General features: G+C 56.6%; 18 protein-coding genes. 4 read left to right on the plus strand and 14 right to left on the minus strand.

The features are described from left to right. Positions 1 to 6: 6 nt before the first annotated feature. The 5 genes from SPG90_RS09155 to flhB all read right to left on the minus strand — a co-directional run bounded on the left by SPG90_RS09155 (position 7) and on the right by flhB (position 6,608). Positions 7 to 1,146 (minus strand): glycoside hydrolase family 88/105 protein, encoded by a 1,140-nt coding sequence (locus SPG90_RS09155; protein ID WP_163354110.1) that lies wholly within the window; start codon positions 1,144 to 1,146, stop codon positions 7 to 9. Between the two features lie 4 nt (positions 1,147 to 1,150). Beyond that, positions 1,151 to 2,734 (minus strand): MFS transporter, encoded by a 1,584-nt coding sequence (locus SPG90_RS09160; protein ID WP_126303793.1) that lies wholly within the window; start codon positions 2,732 to 2,734, stop codon positions 1,151 to 1,153. 262 nt (positions 2,735 to 2,996) lie between these two features. Next, positions 2,997 to 3,389, minus strand: coding sequence for a flagellar protein FlhE (flhE, locus tag SPG90_RS09165; protein ID WP_045404450.1), 393 nt, complete (start codon positions 3,387 to 3,389; stop codon positions 2,997 to 2,999). Continuing rightward, positions 3,389 to 5,467 carry a flagellar biosynthesis protein FlhA gene (gene flhA / locus SPG90_RS09170; RefSeq protein WP_023312249.1) on the minus strand — a complete coding sequence of 693 codons (2,079 nt, stop codon included), beginning with the start codon at positions 5,465 to 5,467 and terminating at the stop codon, positions 3,389 to 3,391. Before flhA ends, flhE begins: the two co-directional genes overlap by 1 nt. Further along, positions 5,460 to 6,608 carry a flagellar biosynthesis protein FlhB gene (gene flhB / locus SPG90_RS09175; RefSeq protein ID WP_033145863.1) on the minus strand — a complete coding sequence of 383 codons (1,149 nt, stop codon included), beginning with the start codon at positions 6,606 to 6,608 and terminating at the stop codon, positions 5,460 to 5,462. Before flhB ends, flhA begins: the two co-directional genes overlap by 8 nt. 499 nt (positions 6,609 to 7,107) lie before the next feature. Here flhB and SPG90_RS09180 point away from each other — a divergent pair, with 499 nt between their 5' ends. The 4 genes from SPG90_RS09180 (at position 7,108) to SPG90_RS09195 (ending at position 12,231) form a co-directional block, all read left to right on the plus strand. Beyond that, entirely contained in the window at positions 7,108 to 7,683 is a 576-nt protein-coding gene (locus SPG90_RS09180; RefSeq protein ID WP_126303795.1) for a fimbrial protein, read from the plus strand. A gap of 134 nt (positions 7,684 to 7,817) precedes the next feature. Beyond that, positions 7,818 to 8,510 (plus strand): molecular chaperone, encoded by a 693-nt coding sequence (locus tag SPG90_RS09185; RefSeq protein WP_045404442.1) that lies wholly within the window; start codon positions 7,818 to 7,820, stop codon positions 8,508 to 8,510. Positions 8,511 to 8,603: 93 nt separating this feature from the next. After that, a complete protein-coding gene (locus tag SPG90_RS09190) occupies positions 8,604 to 11,060 on the plus strand; it encodes a fimbria/pilus outer membrane usher protein (RefSeq protein ID WP_322408087.1) in 2,457 nt (818 codons plus the stop codon). Positions 11,061 to 11,064: 4 nt separating this feature from the next. Next, the gene (locus SPG90_RS09195; RefSeq protein WP_047634886.1) at positions 11,065 to 12,231 is read left to right on the plus strand and encodes a fimbrial protein; all 1,167 of its coding nucleotides are present in this window, start codon (positions 11,065 to 11,067) and stop codon (positions 12,229 to 12,231) included. A 48-nt stretch (positions 12,232 to 12,279) separates the two neighbouring features. Here SPG90_RS09195 and cheZ read toward each other — a convergent pair whose 3' ends face one another. The 9 genes from cheZ to SPG90_RS09240 form a co-directional block, all read right to left on the minus strand. Beyond that, positions 12,280 to 12,924 carry a protein phosphatase CheZ gene (gene cheZ / locus SPG90_RS09200; RefSeq protein ID WP_023312251.1) on the minus strand — a complete coding sequence of 215 codons (645 nt, stop codon included), beginning with the start codon at positions 12,922 to 12,924 and terminating at the stop codon, positions 12,280 to 12,282. A gap of 10 nt (positions 12,925 to 12,934) precedes the next feature. Then, the gene (gene cheY / locus SPG90_RS09205) at positions 12,935 to 13,324 is read right to left on the minus strand and encodes a chemotaxis response regulator CheY (protein ID WP_008500431.1); all 390 of its coding nucleotides are present in this window, start codon (positions 13,322 to 13,324) and stop codon (positions 12,935 to 12,937) included. 17 nt (positions 13,325 to 13,341) lie between these two features. Further along, positions 13,342 to 14,391, minus strand: coding sequence for a protein-glutamate methylesterase/protein-glutamine glutaminase (locus SPG90_RS09210; RefSeq protein WP_023312252.1), 1,050 nt, complete (start codon positions 14,389 to 14,391; stop codon positions 13,342 to 13,344). Continuing rightward, the gene (cheR, locus tag SPG90_RS09215) at positions 14,388 to 15,254 is read right to left on the minus strand and encodes a protein-glutamate O-methyltransferase CheR (RefSeq protein WP_023312253.1); all 867 of its coding nucleotides are present in this window, start codon (positions 15,252 to 15,254) and stop codon (positions 14,388 to 14,390) included. Before cheR ends, SPG90_RS09210 begins: the two co-directional genes overlap by 4 nt. Positions 15,255 to 15,273: 19 nt before the next feature. Then, positions 15,274 to 16,875 carry a methyl-accepting chemotaxis protein IV gene (gene tap, locus SPG90_RS09220; RefSeq protein WP_126303799.1) on the minus strand — a complete coding sequence of 534 codons (1,602 nt, stop codon included), beginning with the start codon at positions 16,873 to 16,875 and terminating at the stop codon, positions 15,274 to 15,276. 44 nt (positions 16,876 to 16,919) lie between these two features. Continuing rightward, positions 16,920 to 18,587, minus strand: a complete 1,668-nt coding sequence (tar, locus tag SPG90_RS09225) for a methyl-accepting chemotaxis protein II (RefSeq protein WP_023312255.1) — start codon at positions 18,585 to 18,587, stop codon at positions 16,920 to 16,922. Between the two features lie 84 nt (positions 18,588 to 18,671). Continuing rightward, positions 18,672 to 19,634, minus strand: coding sequence for a spore coat U domain-containing protein (locus SPG90_RS09230; protein ID WP_045404432.1), 963 nt, complete (start codon positions 19,632 to 19,634; stop codon positions 18,672 to 18,674). Then, positions 19,631 to 22,015, minus strand: coding sequence for a fimbria/pilus outer membrane usher protein (locus SPG90_RS09235; protein WP_322408088.1), 2,385 nt, complete (start codon positions 22,013 to 22,015; stop codon positions 19,631 to 19,633). The genes SPG90_RS09230 and SPG90_RS09235 overlap by 4 nt, the downstream gene beginning before the upstream one ends. Further along, the gene (locus SPG90_RS09240; RefSeq protein WP_045404427.1) at positions 21,991 to 22,746 is read right to left on the minus strand and encodes a molecular chaperone; all 756 of its coding nucleotides are present in this window, start codon (positions 22,744 to 22,746) and stop codon (positions 21,991 to 21,993) included. Before SPG90_RS09240 ends, SPG90_RS09235 begins: the two co-directional genes overlap by 25 nt. Between the last annotated feature and the right edge of the window lie 7 nt (positions 22,747 to 22,753).

A 22,753-nucleotide genomic window follows, 5' to 3' on the forward strand; every position in this document is an offset into this window, starting at 1 on the left:
TTCTTATCAGAAATACTTCCGTAAATATTCCGTCAAACAGAGAATCGCCATCGCCTGTCCGTATGGCATAGACGTCAGCGGGATCTGGCGATAAAACTCAAGATCGCTGCCCATGCCCGTGCCGAACGACGTTTGCAACAGCTCGCCTTCCGCCGAAATATTTTTGACGATACCGCGAATCGCTTTTTCTGCCACTTCGGCATACTCCGCGCCAACGTAGCGCTTGCGCACGGCTTTCAGAATGCCGTAGGCAAACCCTGCCGTGGCGGACGCCTCAAGATAAGAATGTGGATCGTCGAGCAGCGTATGCCATAGCCCGCTGTCGTCCTGATATTTCGCCAGCGCGGCAATCTGCGCATTCAATACCTGCGCCAGGTAGCGGCGCACCGCGTTGCTTTCCGGCAGATCCACCAGCTCAAGGAAGTCCGGGATGACGATGGTGAGCCAGCTGTTGCCGCGCGCCCAGCGGGCACGGGCAAAGTTATGATTACCGTCATAGCTCCAGCCGTGGAACCACAGCCCGGTCTCCCGGTCCATCAGGTTCTGCACGTGCAGCAGGAACTGATAGACCGCCTCTTCAACGTACTCCGGCTTATTGAGCAGCTTGCCGATTTTCGCCAGCGGCAGCACCGTCATCATCAGCGTGTCATCCCACATCTGTTGATGGTTTTCTTCCGCCAGGGTGATGTGCTGCATCCCGCCGTGTTCCGTGCGCGGCATCTCTGCCATCGCCCATTCCGCCCAGCTTTCCAGCCACGGCCACCAGGCCTGATTTTGGGTCTCTTCGTAGCGATAAGCCAGCGTCAGAAACGGCGACATGGTATTCACGTTTTTGGTGGTCGCACCTTCCGCAAACCGGTCGGCAAACCAGCTGTCGATAATGTCTCGCATACCTTCATCGCCGGTCTGGCAGTAATACTGCCAGATACCGTACAGGCCAACGCCGTGCGTCCACTCCCATCCGGCCCAGCCTTTGGTGTCGATCACGCGCCCGTCGTCCAGCCGCAGCAAAAATTCACCCGTTTTGTCGTGGATATTGACCAGGCTATGCGTCACCTTTTGAATCAGCGATTTCAGCTCGTCCCGGGCGATAAAGCGCTCTGGCTGACGCAGTAACGGGCTATGTTTGACAGGCCAAACTTTCATCATCTTAACCTCTGTTGTATGTCGAATTCAGTACCGCGCGCTCTTTCAGAGAGGGTGCCGCTGGCTTGTTGCGATTCAGATAACCGATGTTGTTATTGCCCCACAGTGACTCATAAGGCATACCGGCCAGCATCTCAACGGTGGCGCGGGCGTGTGGCGTCGCTGACTCAGGCATCGCATGACCACACTCGCGCATTTTCGCGGTCTCCTCGCGCAGCGTGCTGTGGGTCTGCAGATTGAGCCTGAAGCGCAGGGAAACGAGGAAGCCGCAGAACAGCACCATGATGGTGCCCACGCTCAGGATCGTCAAAATGGTGTGGCTCACTTCCGCAGGCTGCACTTTCTGACCGCTGACAAAGCCGGACATCTGCATCACAATACCCACCAGCATCACCGCGCCGGCCTGTGACGCCTTACGGGTCAGGGTCATGATGCCCGCGAAGATCCCTTCGCGGCGCTGGCCGGTGATCGCCTCATCCACGTCAGCAATGTAGGTGTAGGTGTTCCATGGCACGTAGTTGATCCCGCCGCGCCCCAGCCCAGCCACCGCAGAGATCAGCAACAGCAGAGCGTAGACGTCGCTCATGCCCGCGTAATAAAGCATGGCGTAAGAGAGAGACGCCAGGCCAAACAGCACCACGGCCATGCGGTAGGACGGCGCGGGTCCGAAGCGGATACACAGCGGGATCATGGCGATAACCGCAAGGAACTGGAAGATGGCCATCGTGCCCAGCAGACTGGACGCCACTGACGCTTCCTGCATCAGCACGAACACTACGTAGTAGGTGAATACCGCGTTAAACACGTCCTGCGCGATATAGCCGCCGAGGTACATGCCCAAATGCTGACGGAAAATCTTGATGCGCAGCGTGGAGCTGAGCTCAACGATCAGGCGGTTGAGGCTTTGCCCTATCGTCAGCTTCTTCTTCTCTTCTTCAGCACGCAGCGCCGCTTCAGACCACTCTTCGCGCGGACGTTCCCAGGTGAAGAACCAGACGAAAGTCAGCATCAGCGCGCAGAGCACAGAGAAAACCAGGCTTGCGTAGAAGAAGGAAACCGCGTTGTCTTTCCCGAACCAAGTCAACAGGATCCCCGGCAGGAAGGAAGCCAGAATGGCGGACATCTGGGCCATAGCGATACGCGCCCCGGAGAACTTGGTTTTCTGTTTAAAGTCATCGGTCATTTCCGGCACCAGCGTTTCGTACGGCACCAGAATCATGGTGTAAACAATATCAAACAGCAGATAGGTCAGCAGGTAGTACCCGAAGCTCATGTCCCCAACCCACATCAGCGAGTAGCTGAACACGCAAGGGATCCCCAGCAGAATAAAGAACTTACGACGGCCAAAGCGCTTGCCGAGCCAGGTCGTACCAAAGTTATCGGTTAAAAAGCCCATCAACGGGCTAACGACGGCATCCAGCACCCTTGCCGCAGCAAAGATGAACGTTGCTTCGATCGGTGAAAGCCCGCAGAAGGTGGTATAAAAATATAAAAGCCAGGCCGCCGTAAGGGCGGTGGTACCCGCCCCGAGAAAATCACCTGACCCGTAAGCAAGATAATTCGCGAGTCCAATTTTACGTGTTTTCATTGCCGTCAACCCTAATCAGTTTCAGGAGACTCCCTGCAAGCACGCTTCGTCCGGGAGCTTTTATACGGCTACAGTAAATGCATCGACCTGTTGATACCTTTCTGTTTCTGCCACTCCTGAGAGGGTGCATGGCAAAAATACAAAGAGTAGGGTCACGCGCGTCACTGATTTATAAAACAGCGTTTCTATTTGATCAAAAGGAGAGGTCAGTTTTGAGAGCCAGCCATCAGAATGGCCTGATGGCTGGTGAAAAGGCAGGGTGTTAGCGATAGTTCACGATGACAGAATTACTCTGCACTTTCAGCGCCGGGATTAAACGTCCCCCACCCGGCACTTCCCAGATGAAACGCAAAGGTTCAATAGCCGGTACGCCGTTGAATGCCTGCGTCGTGCCATTTTCGCCGTCGATTTCCGTGCAGCGAGTCTGAGAACAAAGGCGCACCCGCAGCCCTGCGGGCGTTGGGCCAATCAGCCGGTAATTCCAGACCACAAGACCCATCTGACCGGAAACGCCTTCAGCAGGCGCCAGCGGGTTAGATGACATGGCGACGCCCCGGTTGCTGAGGGTCACCCCCATGCTGCTTGCCTGCCATGTGCCCTCCCCGGCAGCGTGCGCCGCCAGCGGGAAGAGCAAAATCCAGAGCCATTTACGCATTATTTTCCTCCAATCGTCGCGGTCATGCGGATATGACGGTTATCCGACAGCTCCATATTCGACAGCACGACCAGCTGATTCAGACTACGACGCAGGAAACGCGACAGCAGCGGACGCAGCGCATGGTTAACCAGCAGCACCGGCGGTGCGCCCAGCATCTCCTGGCGCGCCAGCGCCTCCTGCGTTTGCGCCAGCAGACGGTCCGCCAGCCCCGGCTCCAGGCCGCCCCCGCCCTGCAGGGCCTGCAGCAGCAGACGTTCAAGCGGCGTATCGAGGCCAATAACCTGCACTTCTCCGGTTCCCGGGAACCACTGCTGGGTGATCGCACGACCCAGCGCCACGCGTACCACCGCCGTCAGCTCGTGCGGATCGTTTTGTATCGGCGCATGCTCGGCAAGGGTTTCCAGAATAGTGCGCATATCGCGGATCGGCACTTTCTCTTCAAGCAGGTTTTGCAGCACCTTGTGCAGCGTGGTTAAGGTCACCACGCCCGGGACCAGATCTTCCGTCAGCTTCGGCATCTCCTGCGTGACGCGGTCCAGCAGCTGCTGCGCCTCCTGACGGCCAAACAGCTCTGCCGAGAATTGCCCAATCAGGTGATTAAGATGGGTCGCCACCACGGTACTGGCTTCAACAACCGTATACCCCTGGATTTGCGCCTGCTCTTTCAGGGCACTTTCAATCCAGATAGCGGCCAGGCCAAAGGCCGGGTCGATAGTTTGCTCGCCCGGAAGCGTGCCTGCGGCGGTGCCCGGGTTAATCGCCAGCCAGCGGCCCGGATAGGCATCACCGCTGCCAATTTCGACACCTTTCATCAGAATGCGATAGCGCGCGGGCGGCAGGTCCATATTGTCGCGGATGTGAACAACCGGCGGCAGGAAGCCCATATCCTGGGCGAATTTTTTACGGATACTGCGGATACGGCCAAGCAGCTCGCCATCCTGCTGGAAATCGACCATCGGAATCAGGCGATAGCCCACTTCCATTCCCAGGGAATCTTCCAGCTGAACGTCGTTCCAGGTCGCTTCGACGGCCTGGGTATTCTCCGGCATTTTTACCTGAACAGGCTCCGCTGCCGGTTTGGTTTCACGGCCGCGCATCCACCAGGCAAGCCCCAGCAGACCCGCAGTAAACAGCAGGAAAACGAGATTTGGCATCCCCGGCACCAGGCCGAGCAAACCCAGAACGGCAGCGGCCAGCAGCATCACGCGCGGGTTGCTGAACAGCTGGCCCACCATCTGCTCGCCAACGTCCTGATCGGTACTCACGCGGGTCACAATCACACCCGCCGCCGTGGAGATAACCAGCGCCGGGATCTGCGCAACCAGACCGTCACCAATGGTCAGCAGCGTATAGCTTTCCGCCGCGTGGCCCATGTCCATCCCGTGCTGCAATACACCCACCAGCAGGCCGCCGACCACGTTAATCACCATGATCAGAATGCCCGCGATGGCGTCACCGCGCACAAACTTGCTCGCACCGTCCATGGAGCCGTAGAAGTCCGCCTCCTGCGTCACTTCCGAACGGCGTTTTTTGGCTTCATCTTCGGCGATAAGACCGGCATTCAGGTCGGCATCGATCGCCATCTGTTTGCCCGGCATCCCGTCCAGCACAAAACGCGCGCCCACTTCCGCAATACGCCCTGCACCTTTGGTGATAACCATAAAGTTGATAATAACGAGGATAACGAACACCACGATACCGATAGCGAAATTGCCGCCCACCAGGAAGTGGCCGAACGCTTCAACCACTTTACCTGCCGCTGCCGCACCAGTGTGACCTTCCATCAGGATGATACGCGTGGACGCTACGTTCAGCGCCAGTCGGAGCAAGGTGGTAAACAGCAGAATGGTCGGGAACGCGGCAAACTCCAGGGTACGCTGGGTGAACATCGCCACCAGCAGCACCATAATGGACAGCGCAATATTGAAAGTGAAAAGCAGATCGAGGATGAACGCCGGGAGCGGGAGTACCATCATCGAAAGAATTAGCAGGATCAGAATCGGCCCGGCAAGGATTTGCCATTGGGTCGATTTCAGGTTGCCGGGCAGGCGCAACATTGCCACCAGATTAGCCATCAGTGTCCTTCTCGTTCATAAAATCCAGCGCGGCAGGCACCGGAAGGTTTTCAGGTTTTACAGGCCGCTGACCGCCAGCCAGACGCCAGCGCTTCAACTGCCACACCCAGGCCAGCACTTCCGCCACGGCGGCGTAGAGTTGTCCCGGGATCTGTTGTCCAATATCCGCATGGCGGTACAGGGCACGCGCCAGCGGAGGGGCTTCCAGGATCGGCACGCGGTTTTCAGTACCAATTTCCCTGATACGGAGTGCGATCAGCCCCGCCCCTTTCGCAACGACTTTCGGCGCGCTCATTTTGTTTTCGTCATAGCGCAGCGCAACGGAATAGTGCGTTGGGTTGGTAACAATGACGTCGGCCTTCGGCACATCGTCCATCATGCGGCGACGGGCGGCGGCACGCTGCATCTGGCGGATACGCCCTTTTACGTGCGGGTCACCTTCCATCTGCTTATATTCGTCACGGATATCCTGACGCGACATGCGCAGCTTTTTGAAGTGGGTATAAAGCTGGAAGATCACGTCAAAACCCACCATCGGGATAATGCTGAGCACCACAAGCAGCGCGCAGAGCCCGACCAGATTCAGCGCGTTGCTCATCGCGGTGAGAGGCGATTCGCTGATAAGACGCATCATTTCTGGCCAGTGGTACCAGAGGTAAAAGCCTGCGGAACTGCCCATCAGCACCGATTTGAGGACGGCTTTGAGCAGCTCAGCCCCGGTCTGCGCAGAGAACATTTTCGCAATACCCGGCAGCGGGTTCAGTTTGGAAAATTTCGGTTGCAGCGATTTGGCACTGAAAACCAGACCGCCGAGCATCACCGGAGAGACCAGCGCGACCAGCACAACCCCGGTAATCAGGGGCAACAGCGCGACCATGGCCCCCTTAATAAGCTGAATAATCTGGCTGAGGATCAGATTCGGATCGTTGACCATGCTGTGGTCAAAACGTAAGCCGGTGGACAACATTCCCGCCAGCTTTCGGGCGAGCGACTCCCCGCCCCACCAGATAATGCACACCCCTACGATAAGGATCAGCAGGGAAGTTAATTCTCGGGATCGGGGGATCTGCCCTTCCTCACGCGCTTTTTCTAGCCGGTGGGGTGTGGGGGCTTCCGTTTTGTCGTCGTTCTCTTCTGCCACAGTGCATGCTCAGCCCATTACGTCACGGGTATCATGCCAGCGCAGTCTTTCATCAATGGGTTGAAAAAACCCTATAACCGGGTCTTCTTTTCGAGTTTACCCCCCTCCGCACGTTGGGTGACGAAAGGAGAGTGAGCAATGATCGAACAAATATAGTCGAGCTTTTATGATGTTTTCGTATAAAAAATGAATTAAGCGCAGTTTCAAAGAAGATTTATGCTAAGAACATTACTGAAGAAAACCAACATAGCCGTCGAATTTAATCATCTGGCATTGCAGAATTGATATAACTATGTAAATTGAAGAATTCAGAGTAACAGGTATTATGTAAACCACTAACATGCTTAATCCAAAAATGGATTCATCTATATAACATTAGTCCTGTAACACACTTAACGGAAGAAAATTAAACGTTATAATTTCACGCGACATAATTTACTTTTCATAAAAAAGCAAAATGTATGCCAGATATTTCTTTTTACTTAAAGGGACAATTAAGATGGAGTTCAAAAAGAATATTATTTCGAGCGTAGTCTTTGCAACAGTCTCGATGAATGGTTTCGCCGCAGAAATGAATGCCGGCACGATCCACTTCACAGGCGAAATTATCGAATCAAGTTGCACCATTCAGGGTGACGATGGCACGGACAGTACAATTCCACTGGGTACCTATCCAATATCATTGTTTACGGATGTTGGTACGGAAACCGCACTTATGCCGTTCTCTATTACGCTGGCGAACTGCCCGTTAAAAAGCGATGGGCTTCCGGCTGTACAGTTGACCTTTAACGGCCCAACAACCCTGACCGGAACCAATACGCTACTGGACGTCAGTAAAATTACCACCACGGGTGAAACCGCGGCCACTGGTGTCGGCGTTGCCGTCAGCCAGGCGGGTAAAAATGATCAACTCATCACCATGGACGGCGCTGAAGAGCAAGTCTATATCGAGCTTGCGACAAAACCCTCAGATACGATTAAGGCTGACTTTAATGCCCGCTATAAATCGTTTGCATCCACAGTGACCGCCGGTCCGGCAGATGCTGATATGACTATAAATATTCTTTACCGTTAATAAATTCACTATTGACATTCAGAATATATATATATGGCATCATGACGTTTAAGGAGTCATGCTCTGATAATAGTCCGAACCCGAATTCGGACTATTATCATTTCCCCTCAACCTCCTTTATTGAAGGTTTCACCATGCGCATTTTACTCCAGGTCTTATTATGGATTCCTGTTATTGCGAGCACCTTTTGTCACGCAGCAGGTGTTCAGATCGGTCGCACACGCATAATCTACGATGCCGCGAAAAAGGAAGTTGCCCTGCCCTTACAAAATAATGATAAAGAACTTCCCTGGTTGATACAGTCATGGACGGATACGGGTGATGGTAAAACGCACGGACCGTTTATCGTGACACCCCCTCTTTTTCGACTCGATCCGCAAAAAGAGCAAAGCCTGCGCATTACCTGGAACGGGACAGCCTTAGCAGGGGATAAAGAGTCGCTGTTCTATATGAACGTGCGAACCGTTCCTGCCACGGCTACGGATGAGGGTGACAAAAACGTCCTGCGGTTAATCTATAAAACGCGTCTGAAACTGTTCTGGCGCCCTGTAGGTCTGAGCGGAACACCCTCTGAAACCTGTAAAAACCTGCGCTTCGCTCGTCATGGTCAGCAGCTCACTGTCATCAACGCGGGGGCGTTCTACAGCGTCTTTGACTCACTTGCGCTGGGCTCGCACAAAGTGGAGAAAGCAGATATGGCTGCCCCTAAATCCCGCGTTGACATTCCTCTCCCTGACAATGCTCAGGGGACGAGCGTCACCTGGCGCTGCATCACCGATTACGGCAACGCTTCAGAAAAATACACTTCCACACTTGCGCAGGATTAAAAGACCGCGATGATGACAGGACGTAATGATTTGTCATACGGGCGGCTCTTTAGACTGAATCCGCTTCTTCGCTGCCTTAGCGGTGTCTTGCTCATGGCGAGCTTCTCGACGCTGGCTCGTGAGTATCGTTTCTCTCCCTCATCGCTGGAAGGGGACATGCTGGCACAGCAGGATATCGACCTTTCACTCTTTTCGAAGTCGAATGCTCAGCTACCCGGCACCTATTCTTCACGAGTGCAGGTGAACGAACGCCGCTTAAGCACCACCAATATCGCTTACGTCAGCTCTCCGGAAGGGTCACTGATACCGCAGCTCACACCGGATATGCTGCGGGCATGGGGGGTTGCGATCGATCGGTATCCCGCCTTGCTTGCGTTACCCGCCAATAAGGCTTTGCCTGAAGATATCAGCAACTATATCCCTCTGGCCTCCGCGCGGCTTGATTTTTCAACCATGACGTTAGCGTTGAGTATTCCTCAGGCTGCGTTAAGTGGGACTGGTCACGATTACATCGATCCCTCGCGCTGGGACGACGGTGTTCCCGTGTTGTTCAGTGACTACGCTTTTTCAGGATCAAAAAATAAGGACAGCGGCGACAGCAGCGCCACCAGTCAGTATCTGAATTTGCGCACCGGCGCCAACCTGGGTGGCTGGCGAGTGCGCAACTATTCTACGTGGAGCAATTCAGAGAGTGAAAACCTGTGGGAAAATATCAATACCTTTCTGCAGCATGATGTTGACGCCCTCAAGGCGCAGTTCACGGCCGGAGAAAGCAGCACGCATGGCGAGGTATTTGATAGCTTACAGTACCGGGGCGTTAACCTTGCGTCGGATGAAGAGATGCTTCCCTATAGCCAACGCGGCTATGCCCCTGTCATACGCGGCATCGCCAGTTCAAATGCAGAAGTCTCGGTGCGCCAGAACGGCTATCTCATCTATCAGCAAAATGTCGCGCCGGGCGCGTTCGAAATCAACGATCTCTACTCCACGACCAACAGCGGCGATCTGGACGTTACGGTGAAAGAGGCTGACGGCACCGAGCATCGCTTTACGCAGCCCTACTCCAGTATCGCGGTTATGCTGCGGCCAGGGCGTATGAAGTATGAAATGACCGCAGGCCGTTATCGTGCTGAAAGCGGGAGCGACCAAAAGGAACCCGACTTTTTCCAGGGAAGCATGATTTACGGTTTAAATAACCTTCTCACCTGGTTTGGAGGAATGACGCTCTCGAAAGACTATAACGCTGCCAATACCGGTGCCGGTCTGGCGCTTGGACCGCTGGGCTCAATGTCAGCTGACGTTACCATGGCCGACACCCGACTTGACGATAACAGCCAGCATACTGGCCAGTCATGGCGCCTGCTTTATACCGGTAAACTAGATTCGACCAACACCAACTTCAGCCTCGGCAGCTACCGATACACCAGCCGCGGGTATTACAGCTTTGCCGACGCCAACCAAAAGCGTGACGGCCACGAAGACGATCTACTGTTTCGTTACAATAAACGCAACCGCATTCAGGCCAGCGTTAGCCAGGCCATTGCAGGGGTGAGTCTGTATCTTAACGGTTATCAGCAGGATTATTGGAGCACCTCTAAAAAAGAGCGCAGCCTGTCGGTTGGCTTCAATACCGTTGTTGCCGGAACGAGTTATCACATGGCCTATTCGTACAGCAAAACCAATGACGAAGAGTCTGACAGGATGGTGTCTTTGGGATTTAGCATTCCGCTCACCAGATGGCTGCCGCGCGCCTGGAGTAGCTATAACATCAGCAATACAAAAAATGGCTATACGCGGCAAAACGTGGGGCTCAGCGGCACACTGCTGGACGACGAGCGTCTGAGCTACTCGTTGCAGCAGAGCCATTCCAACCACGACGGGGAAGATACCAGTAGCGTATATGGCAGCTACCGTTCGCAATACGCCAACCTGACCGCCGGGTATTACGCTTCCACTGATGACTCTCAGCAGCTTAACTACGGCATTAGCGGCGGTATTGTTGCCCATCCTCGTGGCGTCACGCTGGCTCAATCTTTAGGTAGCCAGTTTGCTATCGTGAACGCCAACGACGCTTCCGGCGTTCGTTTTATGAACCAACGGGGTATTCAGACCGACTGGCATGGTAATGCAGTCATTCCATCCCTCACGCCCTACCAGGAGAACAATATTCGTATTGATACCTCGAGCCTCCCGGAAAATGTAGACAGCAGCGATACCGCTATCACCGTCATTCCATCGCGCAACGCGGCGGTGCTGGCCAGATTTGACGCCCACACAGGCTATCGGATGCTGGTCACCCTGAAACGTCCAAACGGTCTCTCCGTTCCGTTCGGTGCCATCGCGACCTCTAGCGCCCCGGTGATGAGCGGCATTGTCGACGAAACCGGCACCGTCTATCTGGCAGGGATTGGAGAGACCGCACAGCTCACCGTGAAATGGGGCAATGGTACGGGCCAGCAATGCCACGCCAGCATTACGCAACAGTCAGCCAACCAAACCGAAAGCCCTAACGGTATTCGCTCGGTTAGCGAGCTTTGTCAGCAGGAATAAGCACATGAGAACTATATTCAAGAAACTGGCTGTCTGGGCGTCATTGACCGCGGCCTTGAGTCTGGCCACAACCAGCCCGTGCGGGGGAGCCGTGACTTTACTGCATAACTGCTTCGGTGCGCCGCAAGCCTACACCACTTCGTTCGACCATGAGTTTTCGGCCAGCGAAAATATTGCCAATCATGACTATGATGTGCCAAATCATCTGGTGGGAGATGGCCCGGCTATAGTTGCCAACTGCACCTGCCCCGGAAATATGTTTTCTTCGAGCATGGTCTATGAAAAAACGTTTGCCGGGAGTCCGTTGAATTCTGGAACAAACGGATACGGCTACCTGACTGAAAAAATCGATGCCGATATCACCGCCTACGCTGATGCCATTAATTCTCCGGACGGCACTTCTTTGACCCCGCTACCTGTCAATGAATACCCGACGTCCAGGGGAAATATGCGTAGCACTACCGAGAATGCGCTCGCCAAAACGGAGGGAGATGCTAACGTCTGCAGTAATGGCACCCAGCCGAGCAATGCCGCTGCAATAAAGCGCAACTTCCGCTGGAACGTCGTTGCGATCATGCTTCACGTTAAAAAACCCATCCTGGGTCAAGAGGTGATCCCTTCGACGATCGTCGCGCAAAACTATGCCTGTCTCTATTTCGGTACGGGGGCAAGCTGCGATCCTGGGCAGGCAGAACAGGTCTCTGATATCTGGTTTAGCGGCACGCTATCTGCGCCGCTAAGCTGCACCATCAATGAAGGCAGCACCATTGAGGTTGAGTTCGGCAGCATTGTCAGCAAGCAATTCGTCATCAAGGGGCAACCGCCAAAACGCTATGCCCTCAAAAACGTTGATATTACCTATCACTGTGATGATAACGCAGTGGGAAACTCGGACCGGATAAAGCTTACGCTCACTGCAGATCAGGGCGTTGTAGATAGCAGTATGCCGTACATTGCAAAACTTCTGGACAGGGACGATCTCGGGGTGCGTATATATGATGAAAACAGTCAGAACGTCGCGCTGGATGGTACTTATGAATTTCCTGTAATGATGGACGGACAGGGAAACGGTAGGGTCAAAATTCAGGCTGCACCGGTCGGCACGACTGATATCCCCCCTGTCCCGGGCCGCTTTGAAGGTAACGTGACAGTGAAGATGAATCTCCGCTAACCGAAATACCCTCAGGTTGACGCCGCAGCCTGAGGGTAATCAGATCAATTAGAAACCGAGGCTGTCCAGCAGGTCGTCTACCTGATCCTGGCTTGCCACAACGCCCGCTTTGCTGGCGTCGAGCTGTGGACCATTGAGCAGGCTTTCGTTCTCGCGTTTTGGACGGGCTGCCGGTTCCGGAATGTTCTCCAGCAGAACCATCAGCAGCTGACGCTCAATCTCCTGGATAACATCCATCATGCGCTTGATCACCTGACCGGTGAGGTCCTGGAAATCTTGCGCCATCATGATGTCCAGCAGCTGGGCGTTGGTGAAACTGGTGTGGCCCGGCACATCACCCAGGTACTGACGGGTATCCGTCACCAGCTCGCGGGCATCCGCCAGCTCGATAGGATTCTCAAACCACTCGTCCCAGCGTTTGCTCAGCGCTTTCGCCCCCTTTTCCATCGCATCCTGGTGCGGCTGTGACGCTTCAACGCTGTTCAGCGCACGTTCCGCGGCCTGAGCGGTCATCTGCACAACATAGTCCAGACGATCGCGGGCATCAGGAATGGCTTCCGCCGCTTCGGCAATCGCCTGATCCAGACCCAGCTCGCGCAGGCTGTCACGCAGCATGCGCGTCAGGCTGCCGATGCGGACGATGATATCGCTCGGCGAGTGTTCTTCAACGGGTTTCATAGCAGGTTGCAACATTTCCATCACCTCACATGCCGAGTTTCTCGAAGATCTTACCGAGCTTCTCTTCCAGGGTTGCCGCGGTGAATGGCTTCACCACATAGCCGCTTGCGCCCGCCTGTGCAGCGGCAATGATGTTCTCTTTTTTCGCTTCTGCAGTAACCATCAGAACCGGCATAGACGCCATTCCCGCATCGGCACGAATGGTTTTCAGCAGTTCCAGACCGTCCATGTTAGGCATGTTCCAGTCGGAGATAACAAAACCAAACCCGCCAGCCTGCAGTTTGTTCAGCGCATCAACGCCGTCTTCTGCTTCTTCAACGTTGTTGAAGCCCAGCTCTTTCAGCAGGTTGCGCACGATGCGACGCATGGTGGAAAAGTCATCCACAACCAAAAACTTAAGCTCTTTATCCGCCATAAAATAATACTCCTGAGTCAAATACGTATTGCCTGTCCGGCACTGATTTTCGCCAGCATCTGCTGGCTTACCTGGCTAAGATCGACCACTTCGCTCACGCCACCCATATTGATGGCCTCGCGCGGCATGCCGAACACCACACAACTTGCTTCATTCTGCGCAATCGTCCAGGCGCCAGCCTGGTGCATTGCAAGCATTCCGGCGGCACCATCGTTGCCCATCCCCGTCAGGATCACCCCAACGGCGTTGCGCCCCGCATGTTTCGCCACCGAATGAAACAGCACATCCACCGACGGACGGTGCCGGTTGACCGGCGGTCCGTCATGAATTTTGATTTGATAGTTAGCGCCGCTGCGCGCCAGCTCCATATGCTTGTCGCCCGGGGCGATATAGGCATGTCCCGGGAGCACGCGCTCGCCGTCTTCCGCCTCCTTCACGCTGATCTGGCACAGCTTGTTCAGGCGTTCGGCGAACGAACGGGTAAAGCCTGGCGGCATATGCTGAGTGATCAGAATACCCGGACTTGAAAGCGGCAATGGCTGGAGTACATGACGAATTGCCTCTGTTCCTCCGGTTGACGCCCCAATGACCAGCAGTTTTTCCGAGCTGAGTAAGGGACCGGCCTTCAGGGTCGCAGGCGCGGCCAATGGCGTATGGGCAGCAAGCTTCGCACGCGACGCGGTGCGGATCTTCTCGGCGATCATTTCGCTGTAGGCCAGCATCCCTTCGCGTATGCCGAGCTGCGGTTTGGTGACAAAATCCACCGCCCCCAGCTCCAGCGCGCGCAGGGTGATTTCCGATCCTTTTCCGGTCAGGGAGGAGACCATCACCACCGGCATGGGCCGAAGCCGCATTAATTTTTCGAGGAAATCTATGCCATCCATGCGCGGCATCTCGACATCCAGCGTTAGCACGTCGGGGTTATATTTTTTAATTAAATCCCGCGCTACCAGAGGATCGGGCGCAGTGGCCACCATCTCCATGTCGCTGTGGCTATTGATAATTTCAGTCATGATCTGACGCATCAGCGCTGAATCATCGACAGACAACACCCTGATTTTACTCATGCTTTTTCCTTACTCAGCGCATATACCGTTTGCCCACGCAGGCTAAACTCACGCGCGAGGTTGCTGAAGTTTTCCGAGTGCCCGGCAAACAGTAAACCGTCAGGCTTGAGCAACGGAACAAACCGACGCAGAATGTCCTGTTGCGTCGTTTTATCAAAATAGATCATGACGTTACGGCAAAAAATGGCGTCGAACGGCCCCGGCACGTTGTACTGCTTATCCAGCAGGTTAACGGGCGCGAATTCGACGCAGTTCGCCAGCTCCTGGCGTACGCGCACCAGGCCTTCATGCGGGCCCGTCCCGCGCATGAAATAACGCTGCAGCTGCTGCGGCGACAGCGTTTTCAGTTCATCCTGGCGATACACGCCGTTACGCGCCTTCTCCAGCACCTCGGTATCGATATCGCTGGCGTAGACTTTCCAGCGTCCGGGCGTCATGCCCAGGGTGTCGGCAAGGGTGATCGCCAGCGAGTACGGCTCTTCACCCGTCGAGGCGGCCGCACTCCATACGCGATACTCCCCGGTGCGACGGCGGGCGTGCTCGGCCAGAACCGGGAAGTGGTGAGCTTCACGGAAAAACGCCGTCAGGTTGGTGGTTAACGAGTTAATAAAAGCCTGCCACTCTGCGCTGTTCTGGTTCGCCTCGAGCATGCTCAGATAGCGGCCAAAATCATCCAGCCCCAGCGTACGCAAGCGCCGCACCAGACGGTTGTAGACCATGTCCCGCTTATGATCCGCAAGCACGATCCCCGCACGCTGGTAGATTAACTGACATATCCGACGAAAATGCGCGTCGGACAGCGCGAGGCGCTGTGTCATCTGCAACAATAATGACGTTTGCCCAGGGGGCATTGGTGATGTCATAGCGCCTTCTTAATTACATTCAGGATACAACTGGCACGGCCTGCGACCGCCCGACTTCTGTTACTGCTTCAACGTGCTCTTTCACATTAAATACCGCGACCAGTCCGGTCAGACGATCCGCCTGGCTGGCCAGCTGGTCGGTTGCCGCTGCCGCTTCCTCAACTAACGAGGCGTTCTGTTGCGTCACCTGATCCATCTGGCTGACGGCCTGAGCAACCTGCTCAATGCCGCGGCGCTGTTCGTCCGACGCCGAGGCAATTTCGCCCATGATGTCGTTCACCCGCGTCACGGAGGTGACGATCTCGTGCATGGTTTTCGCCGCCGTATCCACCAGCGTTGAGCCCTGCTGAACGCGCGAGACCGACTCTTCGATCAGGACCTTAATTTCTTTCGCCGCGTTGGCGCTACGGCTCGCCAGGTTACGCACTTCCCCCGCCACCACCGCAAATCCACGCCCCTGCTCCCCGGCGCGCGCCGCTTCCACGGCGGCATTCAGCGCCAGAATGTTGGTCTGGAACGCTATACCGTCAATCACGCTGATGATGTCGCCAATTTTCTGCGAGCTGGTGGCAATCTCCTGCATGGTGCTGGCGACATGGGACGCCTGGTCCCCGCCTTTCTTTGCCGTCATCGCCGCCTGTTTTGACAGGTCAGACGCCTGACGCGCGTTATCGGCGTTCTGGCTTACCGTCGCCGTCAGCTGCTCCATGCTGGCCGCCGTCTGCGCCAGCGAGGCCGCCTGCTGCTCGGTGCGGGACGAGAGATCGTTGTTCCCCGCCGCAATCTCAGAGATCCCGGTGTGCATGGCATAGCTGCCCTGCCGCACGTCGCTCACCGTTTCCCGCAGCGATCCCTGCATCGCCTTCAGGCTGGCAAAGATCGCCGAAATTTCATTCTTGCCGAACACCGCCACCGGACGCGCCAGGTCGCCTTTCGCAATACTGTCGAAGTGGCTGCTGATAATCGCCAGCGGCTGCACGATCATTCTGCGCGACCAGAGCAGCGCCCCGCCGGTCAGCAGCCCTGCCAGAATCACAACCACGGCAAAGATGATGCCCGACATGTGATAGCTTTGACGGCTCTGGTCACCGGCACGCTGTACAGACTGGTTAATATCCTGCTGCCAGGCGTTGAAGCTGCCGTCAAACGCCGCCTGAGACGCCTGGACCGGTGCGGTCATAAAGTCCGACAGCTGGTTGTTCTCAAGCCACGTCGCCTGGTGGTCCAGATCGCTATACCACTGTTCAAAGTTCGTCTTCATGGCGGCCTTCAGCGCTTTCTCTTTCTCGCTGTCGGCGGCCTGCGCCGTAAAGGCTTTAAACTGTGCGTCAGCCTGCTTCAGGCTGTCGCGCGCGGTCGCCATCAGCGCTTTAATGTCATCCGGCGGATAACTCAGCGCGGTTAAGGTTCCCGCCTTGTTCAGCGCAGTGCTTGCCTGCAACAGCACAGCACGCGTTTGTGCCAGTGCGGAGCGCTGCTGATTACTCGCCTCAACTTCCTGCAAATTCTGATAGCCATCGCGAAACGCCCAAAAAGACAACCCGTTACTGCCAACCTGCAACACACCGCAAAGGATCAGAATCAAAAACAGTGTGGTCGAGATACGAATACGATTTAACATCCACGCTCCCATCAAGCGGCAAGCAGCCGCGGTTTAATTGTCAGTCAAAATGTTTCCCAGTTTTCATCTTGTCCGGTCGTCGCGGTGCGCGTACGGTTTGCAGCCGATTCAGCGGCTGGCGCGCGATACGTCGCCTGCGGGGTGACCGAGTTTCCAGCGAGTGAAGCGAGACGAAACGCCGAGACGGCCATCTTCAGACGGCTCGCCTGGTCTTCCAGAGCAGCGGCCGCCGCAGCGGACTCCTGCACCAGCGCGGCGTTTTGCTGTGTCACGCGATCCATTTCCGATACCGCCAGGGCAACCTGGTCGATACCACGACTCTGCTCATCGGACGCAGAGGCGATTTCACCCATGATGTCCGTCACGCGGGTAACGGCATTCACGATGTCATTCATGGTCTCCCCGGCGCTTTCCACCAGCACGGAGCCGGTATCCACGCGGGAGACGGAATCTTCAATCAGGGACTTGATCTCTTTTGCTGCGTTGGCGCTGCGGCTGGCCAGGTTGCGTACTTCCCCGGCCACCACGGCAAACCCGCGCCCCTGTTCGCCCGCGCGCGCCGCTTCCACGGCGGCGTTCAGCGCCAGAATGTTGGTCTGGAAGGCAATGCCGTCGATGACGCTGATGATGTCGGCGATTTTCTTCGAGCTGTCTGCGATTTCGTGCATGGTTTTCACCACGCCATCCACCACGCGTCCGCCGCGCTGCGCCGTCTCGGAGGCGCTTTCTGCCAGCTGAGACGCCTGGCGGGCGTTATCGGCGTTCTGCTTCACGGTCGCGGTGAGCTGCTCCATGCTGGCGGCCGTCTCTTCCAGGGCGGAAGCCTGCTGCTCGGTTCGGGATGAGAGATCGTTATTCCCCATCGCAATTTCGCTGGTGCCGGTATAGATAGCCTCCGACCCGTTGCGCACGTTGGCGACGGTTTCGATTAACGAACGCTGCATATGGTCAACGCTGTTTGCCAACTCGGTGATCTCATTGCGCCCGGAGACGGTCAGCGTTTTGGTCAGGTCACCGCCGGCGATTTCACGAATATGGGCAATGACGCGGCCGAGAGGGTTTAGCAGGATATGGCGAATGCCGTACCAGACCGCAACCAGCACAATAACCAGCGCCAGCGCCATCACGGCCATCTGCCATTTCGCAAAGCGGTAGTCATTCTGGCTTTCCGTAAAGGCCGAGTGATAGAGATCGCCGCTGGCCTTCGCGTATTCCCCCAGCGCCGCGCCGAGTGCGTTTTGCATCCCCTGCGTCGGCTGCGCGAAATAGGCGTCCATATTGCCGCTCTCCAGGAACTGAATCAGCTCTGCCAGACCGGCATGATAGGCGTTGTATTTTTCGTCAATGTTCTGGCTCACCTGCTCCATTGCAGGCTGTGGGGTAATCTTTTTAAAGGCGTCGTAATGTTTAGCGGCATCAGCGAGGGTGGCACGGGCATTTTTCAACAGATCGGTTTTCGCGCTGCTCTGCTGATTGTTCGGGTCCATCATCATGCGCGCGGACGAGCGGCTCAGGTTGATGCGCGTTTGCAGCATCAGATCCCACGTCGACGTGAGTTCACTCTGCTGCAGGCGGAGATCGTTCGAGGCCGCGAAGCTGTCCTGGTTCTGTTTTAATGACGAGAAAAAAAGCCCGCCGGAGATGAGCTGAAGAAGTGCGAAAATGACCAGCACCATCATGAGCATTGTGACAACGCGGATACGGTTCAACATACAACACCTTCTCATAGATTTATTAACGGTGTTATCGGCACAGCCCACAGGAACTTTACATTTGCGAAAGGGAAAAGCGCGGGGTTAAAACGCCACGTCGACAATCAGCGTGTCGGTGTAGGTTCCGGCGGGCGGCGTGGCCTGATTGGTCAGGACTTTAGCGGTGTAGTTGTAGGTGCGCAGTAAACCGTCGGTACTGACCTGGGACGATACCGCGCTGGACCAGCGCTCGCTGCCGCTGCCGCCCCAGCGGTTACCGGTGGCTTCCTTATAGATGTCGTAGCTCATGGCGTTGCTGCCGCTCACCATCCGCCGCACGTTGTTCAGCGCGTTGGCGCCGTTATTAATGCCGATGGTATACGAACTTCCTTTGGTACAGGTGACGGCAATCGCCTGCGAGACGGTGGGGAAACTTTGCACCAGCGGCGCGCTGTTGAAGTTCACATCTGGCGTTGTCATGGCGCTGCAGTCGTTGGTGACGGTCATATCGAGCAGGATGGTGGTTGTCGCGGTTCCCGTCTGATTGATTGTGCAAACGCCAAGCGCGCCCACGGAGCAGACGCTGTAGTTAATGCTGAAGGTTAACTGCACCTGATATGGCCCGGCAGTCACGTTTTGCCCGGCGACGGTGCGGAAATAGAGCGGAATGTTGTACTGCTTTGACCCCAGCAACCCCAGCAGGGTATTCCCGCTCCAGGTATACGATTTACTAATCTGTACCTCGCTGCTGCTCGCGCATCCTGATAACCCGCACAGCCGGGTGGGGATGACGTCGGTGATGGCCGCATTATCCGTGCGTTTCATCGTTGCCCGACTGCTGCCCGAAACCGATGCCGCGGTGTAGGTCAGCGTTACCGAGTCGCTGGTCAGCAGATTCAGCACGGCATCGCAGGCCACCACCAGCGTGCCGGAGGTTTGAACTTCCCCGGTTCCGCCGAGCGCGAACGAGGTGACGCTGCCAAACGACGCATTAACCGTGCTGACAGTACACGCCGCCCAGCCGCCGCCGGAGAACAGCAGCAGGATCAACAGCAGCAGGCGCGTCATGGCGCCTCCCGGCAAATCAGCGGCCCGTAGGTTTTCAGCTTATGCTCCGGATTGGCCTCCACGGTCAGAGTTGTCTTGCAGCGCCTCCCGTCAGGTGCGATCACCTCCAGCGGGTTCACATCGCTGAGATTTTCCAGCCAGGCGATGCCGTCATACCCCACCACCGCATTGCTGCGCGAGGCGCGTCGAACCTGGCTTCCCACCGGCAACGCCTTCCCGCGCGCGTCATGCAGAATAACGCTTGCCACCCGCTCCTGCTCCATCGGGAAATCGACCAGATAGCCGCTGTGACGCCGAATCGCGATCCGGCGTTCGGTCTCTTTCAGACGGGTATCCGCCGGCAGATTCAGAGTATCAATCCGGTAGCTTGCGGGGTAATACGCCGATACCCCGCTCACCAGCAGGTAGCCGTTGTTATTGGTTTTACCTACGGGCTGGTTCTCATAGCTGACGGGCACGTCAGGGTGGCCGTCGGTACTGATGACCACAAACGCATCGTTGATCTTATTCGCCGCGAACAGCTCGCCGTCCATAAGCACAACGGCGCCCATCGCCTCGCCCCACCAGGTCATGGTATCCCTTTCGCCATAGCCGCCGCCCTGCAGCTCGATATTGTTATTGCGCCAGCCCAGCGTACCCTGTTGATAATCACTGGATCTCGACTGGTTGGCCCAGGCCATGTTCCAGCTGAACCCACCGTCAGAAGGCATGGAGTGGTTGTAGTTAATGCGCTGGGTACTGCCTGCATCCGGAGTGTTTTCGACGGTGACGGCAGCGCTGTCGCGTGCGCCCAGCGGCACCTGCAGCGACAGCGCGACCGTCCAGTCTCCCCACTGCCGATCCCGGCTGCCGGCCAGATAAATGCTGCTCGCCCCCCACAGGTTGCGGCTCCAGGAGAGATTAAGCAGCTCGGTTTTTTGGCTATCAAAACTCTCCACGCCGATCCAGGCTGCACCGATGTTGCCGTACCGTCCCAGATTGAAGGTCAGCGAATACTGGTCCGTATTACGGCTAAAGCTGGCGATGGGCTTATCGTTTTCGTCATACACCGTCGGCTGGTCGTAAAGGGCGAGATTGCCAAAGCCGCGGTCGCGACGCGTGTGCTGGGTGGCGACGCTAAACTCGCTGGTACTGTACTGGTAACCCCAGTTGATTTGCCCGCCCGCATCACCGCGCATGCGGCTTTGCGAGTAAGAGGTATTCACCACGCCAAACTGACCGAGTTTTATCACCGTCCCCGCGCCGCCCAGCGCCAGCTCCTGCGCCCCTTCCGCGTGGCCCTCGAGGGTTAGCCAGTCCGTCATTCCGTAGCGATACGAGCCGCTGCCGGCTGCCGGACCGTAGTCAAAATTCTTGATACCGTAATTACGCCGCAGGCTGCCGAGCGTCACGGCGCCGTCGCTCAGCCCTTGCTTAAGCAGGTCGCTGGTGACGTAAAACGGTAGCGTGGTGCTTACCTGGCGCCCCAGCGCATCCGTCGTGACCAGCACCGCATCCCCGGCCCCGTTGATATAGGGCAGATTGGTCAGGGTGAAAGGCCCCGGCTGAAGCTGGGTTGAACCGGAGCGATAGCCGTTGATAAAGAGATCGACCGAAGTGGGTACCGCGGCTTCCCCCGCGAACTCGGGCAGCGGCCATGTCACCAGGTCAGGACGCAGGGAGAAATCCCGCCCGACGCTTATCCCCCCTATTCGCACGCTGGAGCTCCAGCTCAGGGCATCGCTGATCACGTCCCCGGCGCTCCAGCTCATCGCGTCATCTTCGTTGGTGAACAGCAGGGTCGTGTCATAGCGGACATACCCTTCCTGCTGGCCGTGGTTACCGGTGAAATTTTCCCGCGCGTAACCGGTCGAGGAAAACGAGCCGTTCTCGTTGAAGTAGCGGAACTCATGCCAGATCGACGCCTGACCGCCGATATGTTCCGTGTGGTTGGTGTAGAGATCGTAATTCAGCAGCGCGCCGCGCCCGAAGTGCGGTTTGGCCTGCGCCGCTTGCGGGCTGAAAGGCGTCACGCGGGCCGTCACCCAGTCGCGGGGAACGGTCAGCAGCAGGCGCTGCGCGGCGCTGTCGTACTCCACCCGAACCTGAGCAAGCGAGGAGAGATTTACCTCGCCAGTGGGAACGTGCGCCGGGGGCAGCCCCGCGCGCAGCAAATCGGCGCTGGAGATAAAGAAAGCGCCTTTACGCTGCGTCACGGGCACGACCAGGCCGGTGTCGTAGTGATTGACCACGATGGCCAGCTGGAAAACCGCTTCATCATTTATCGCCTGTGCCTGGTGAGGCGGCGGCAAACTGTCGTCGCCGGGCCTGGCCAGTGTCGCGGAACTGACGCATAGCAGTATCATCATCGCCGGCTTCAGTTGACGGGCGTCGACTGCCATTGTTCGTCCCTGGCATTAATCTGCGCGCTCATCCGCTCTGGCTGACGAACGCCAGCGGGTATAGGCCAGCTGCGGGTGCTGCCCGGCAGGACGTAACCCAGCAATCCCTCCGCCACCGTGCGTTTCTGACCTCCCTGCTCCAGCGCCACCTGGCTCATCCTGACGTGGACATCCCCCCGATTTTTGACCTCCAGCGCAGGCTTACCCTCAGCCTGCGTCACCCGCCAGCTCAGGTTTTGGGTCTCCACCAGCGCGTGATGCGCCCCCTCTTTGATGGTCGGGATCCCCTGTCCATATACGAACAGAGGGATGGAGTAACGCATCTGCAATTTCAGGCCGATGGCGGGTTCAGCTTTGGCATCTGGCTGGGGGATTTCATCGACGATAATGCGATAGGCCTGTTCGACCCCTGCAGGAACCGTAGCCTGTTTGATAAGGCGAATGAGCTGCTTGCTGCCTGTGCCAATCGTGACGATGGGCGGGCTGGCGACCACGTCCTGCTGCGCGGTATAGCGCTCGTGTCCGTCCTCCTGCTTCCAGCGCACGATGCGGACCTGCATCGTCGTGGCGCTGTTTCCCTGGTTCTGGATCCACAGTTCCGTGGCGTTGGCGTCCGCTGCAAGCCAGGGATCGATGGGCCAGAGCAGGATGGTGGCGGCCGCCTGCGCCTGGCCAGCAACCGCCATTCCCAACGCGCCCGCCAGACAAACCGGTCTGAAAAATGGCTTCATCAACACT

It is taken from the genome of Enterobacter sp. D2, from assembly GCF_034427575.1.
In the GTDB taxonomy this organism is placed as follows: domain Bacteria; phylum Pseudomonadota; class Gammaproteobacteria; order Enterobacterales; family Enterobacteriaceae; genus Enterobacter; species Enterobacter cloacae_M.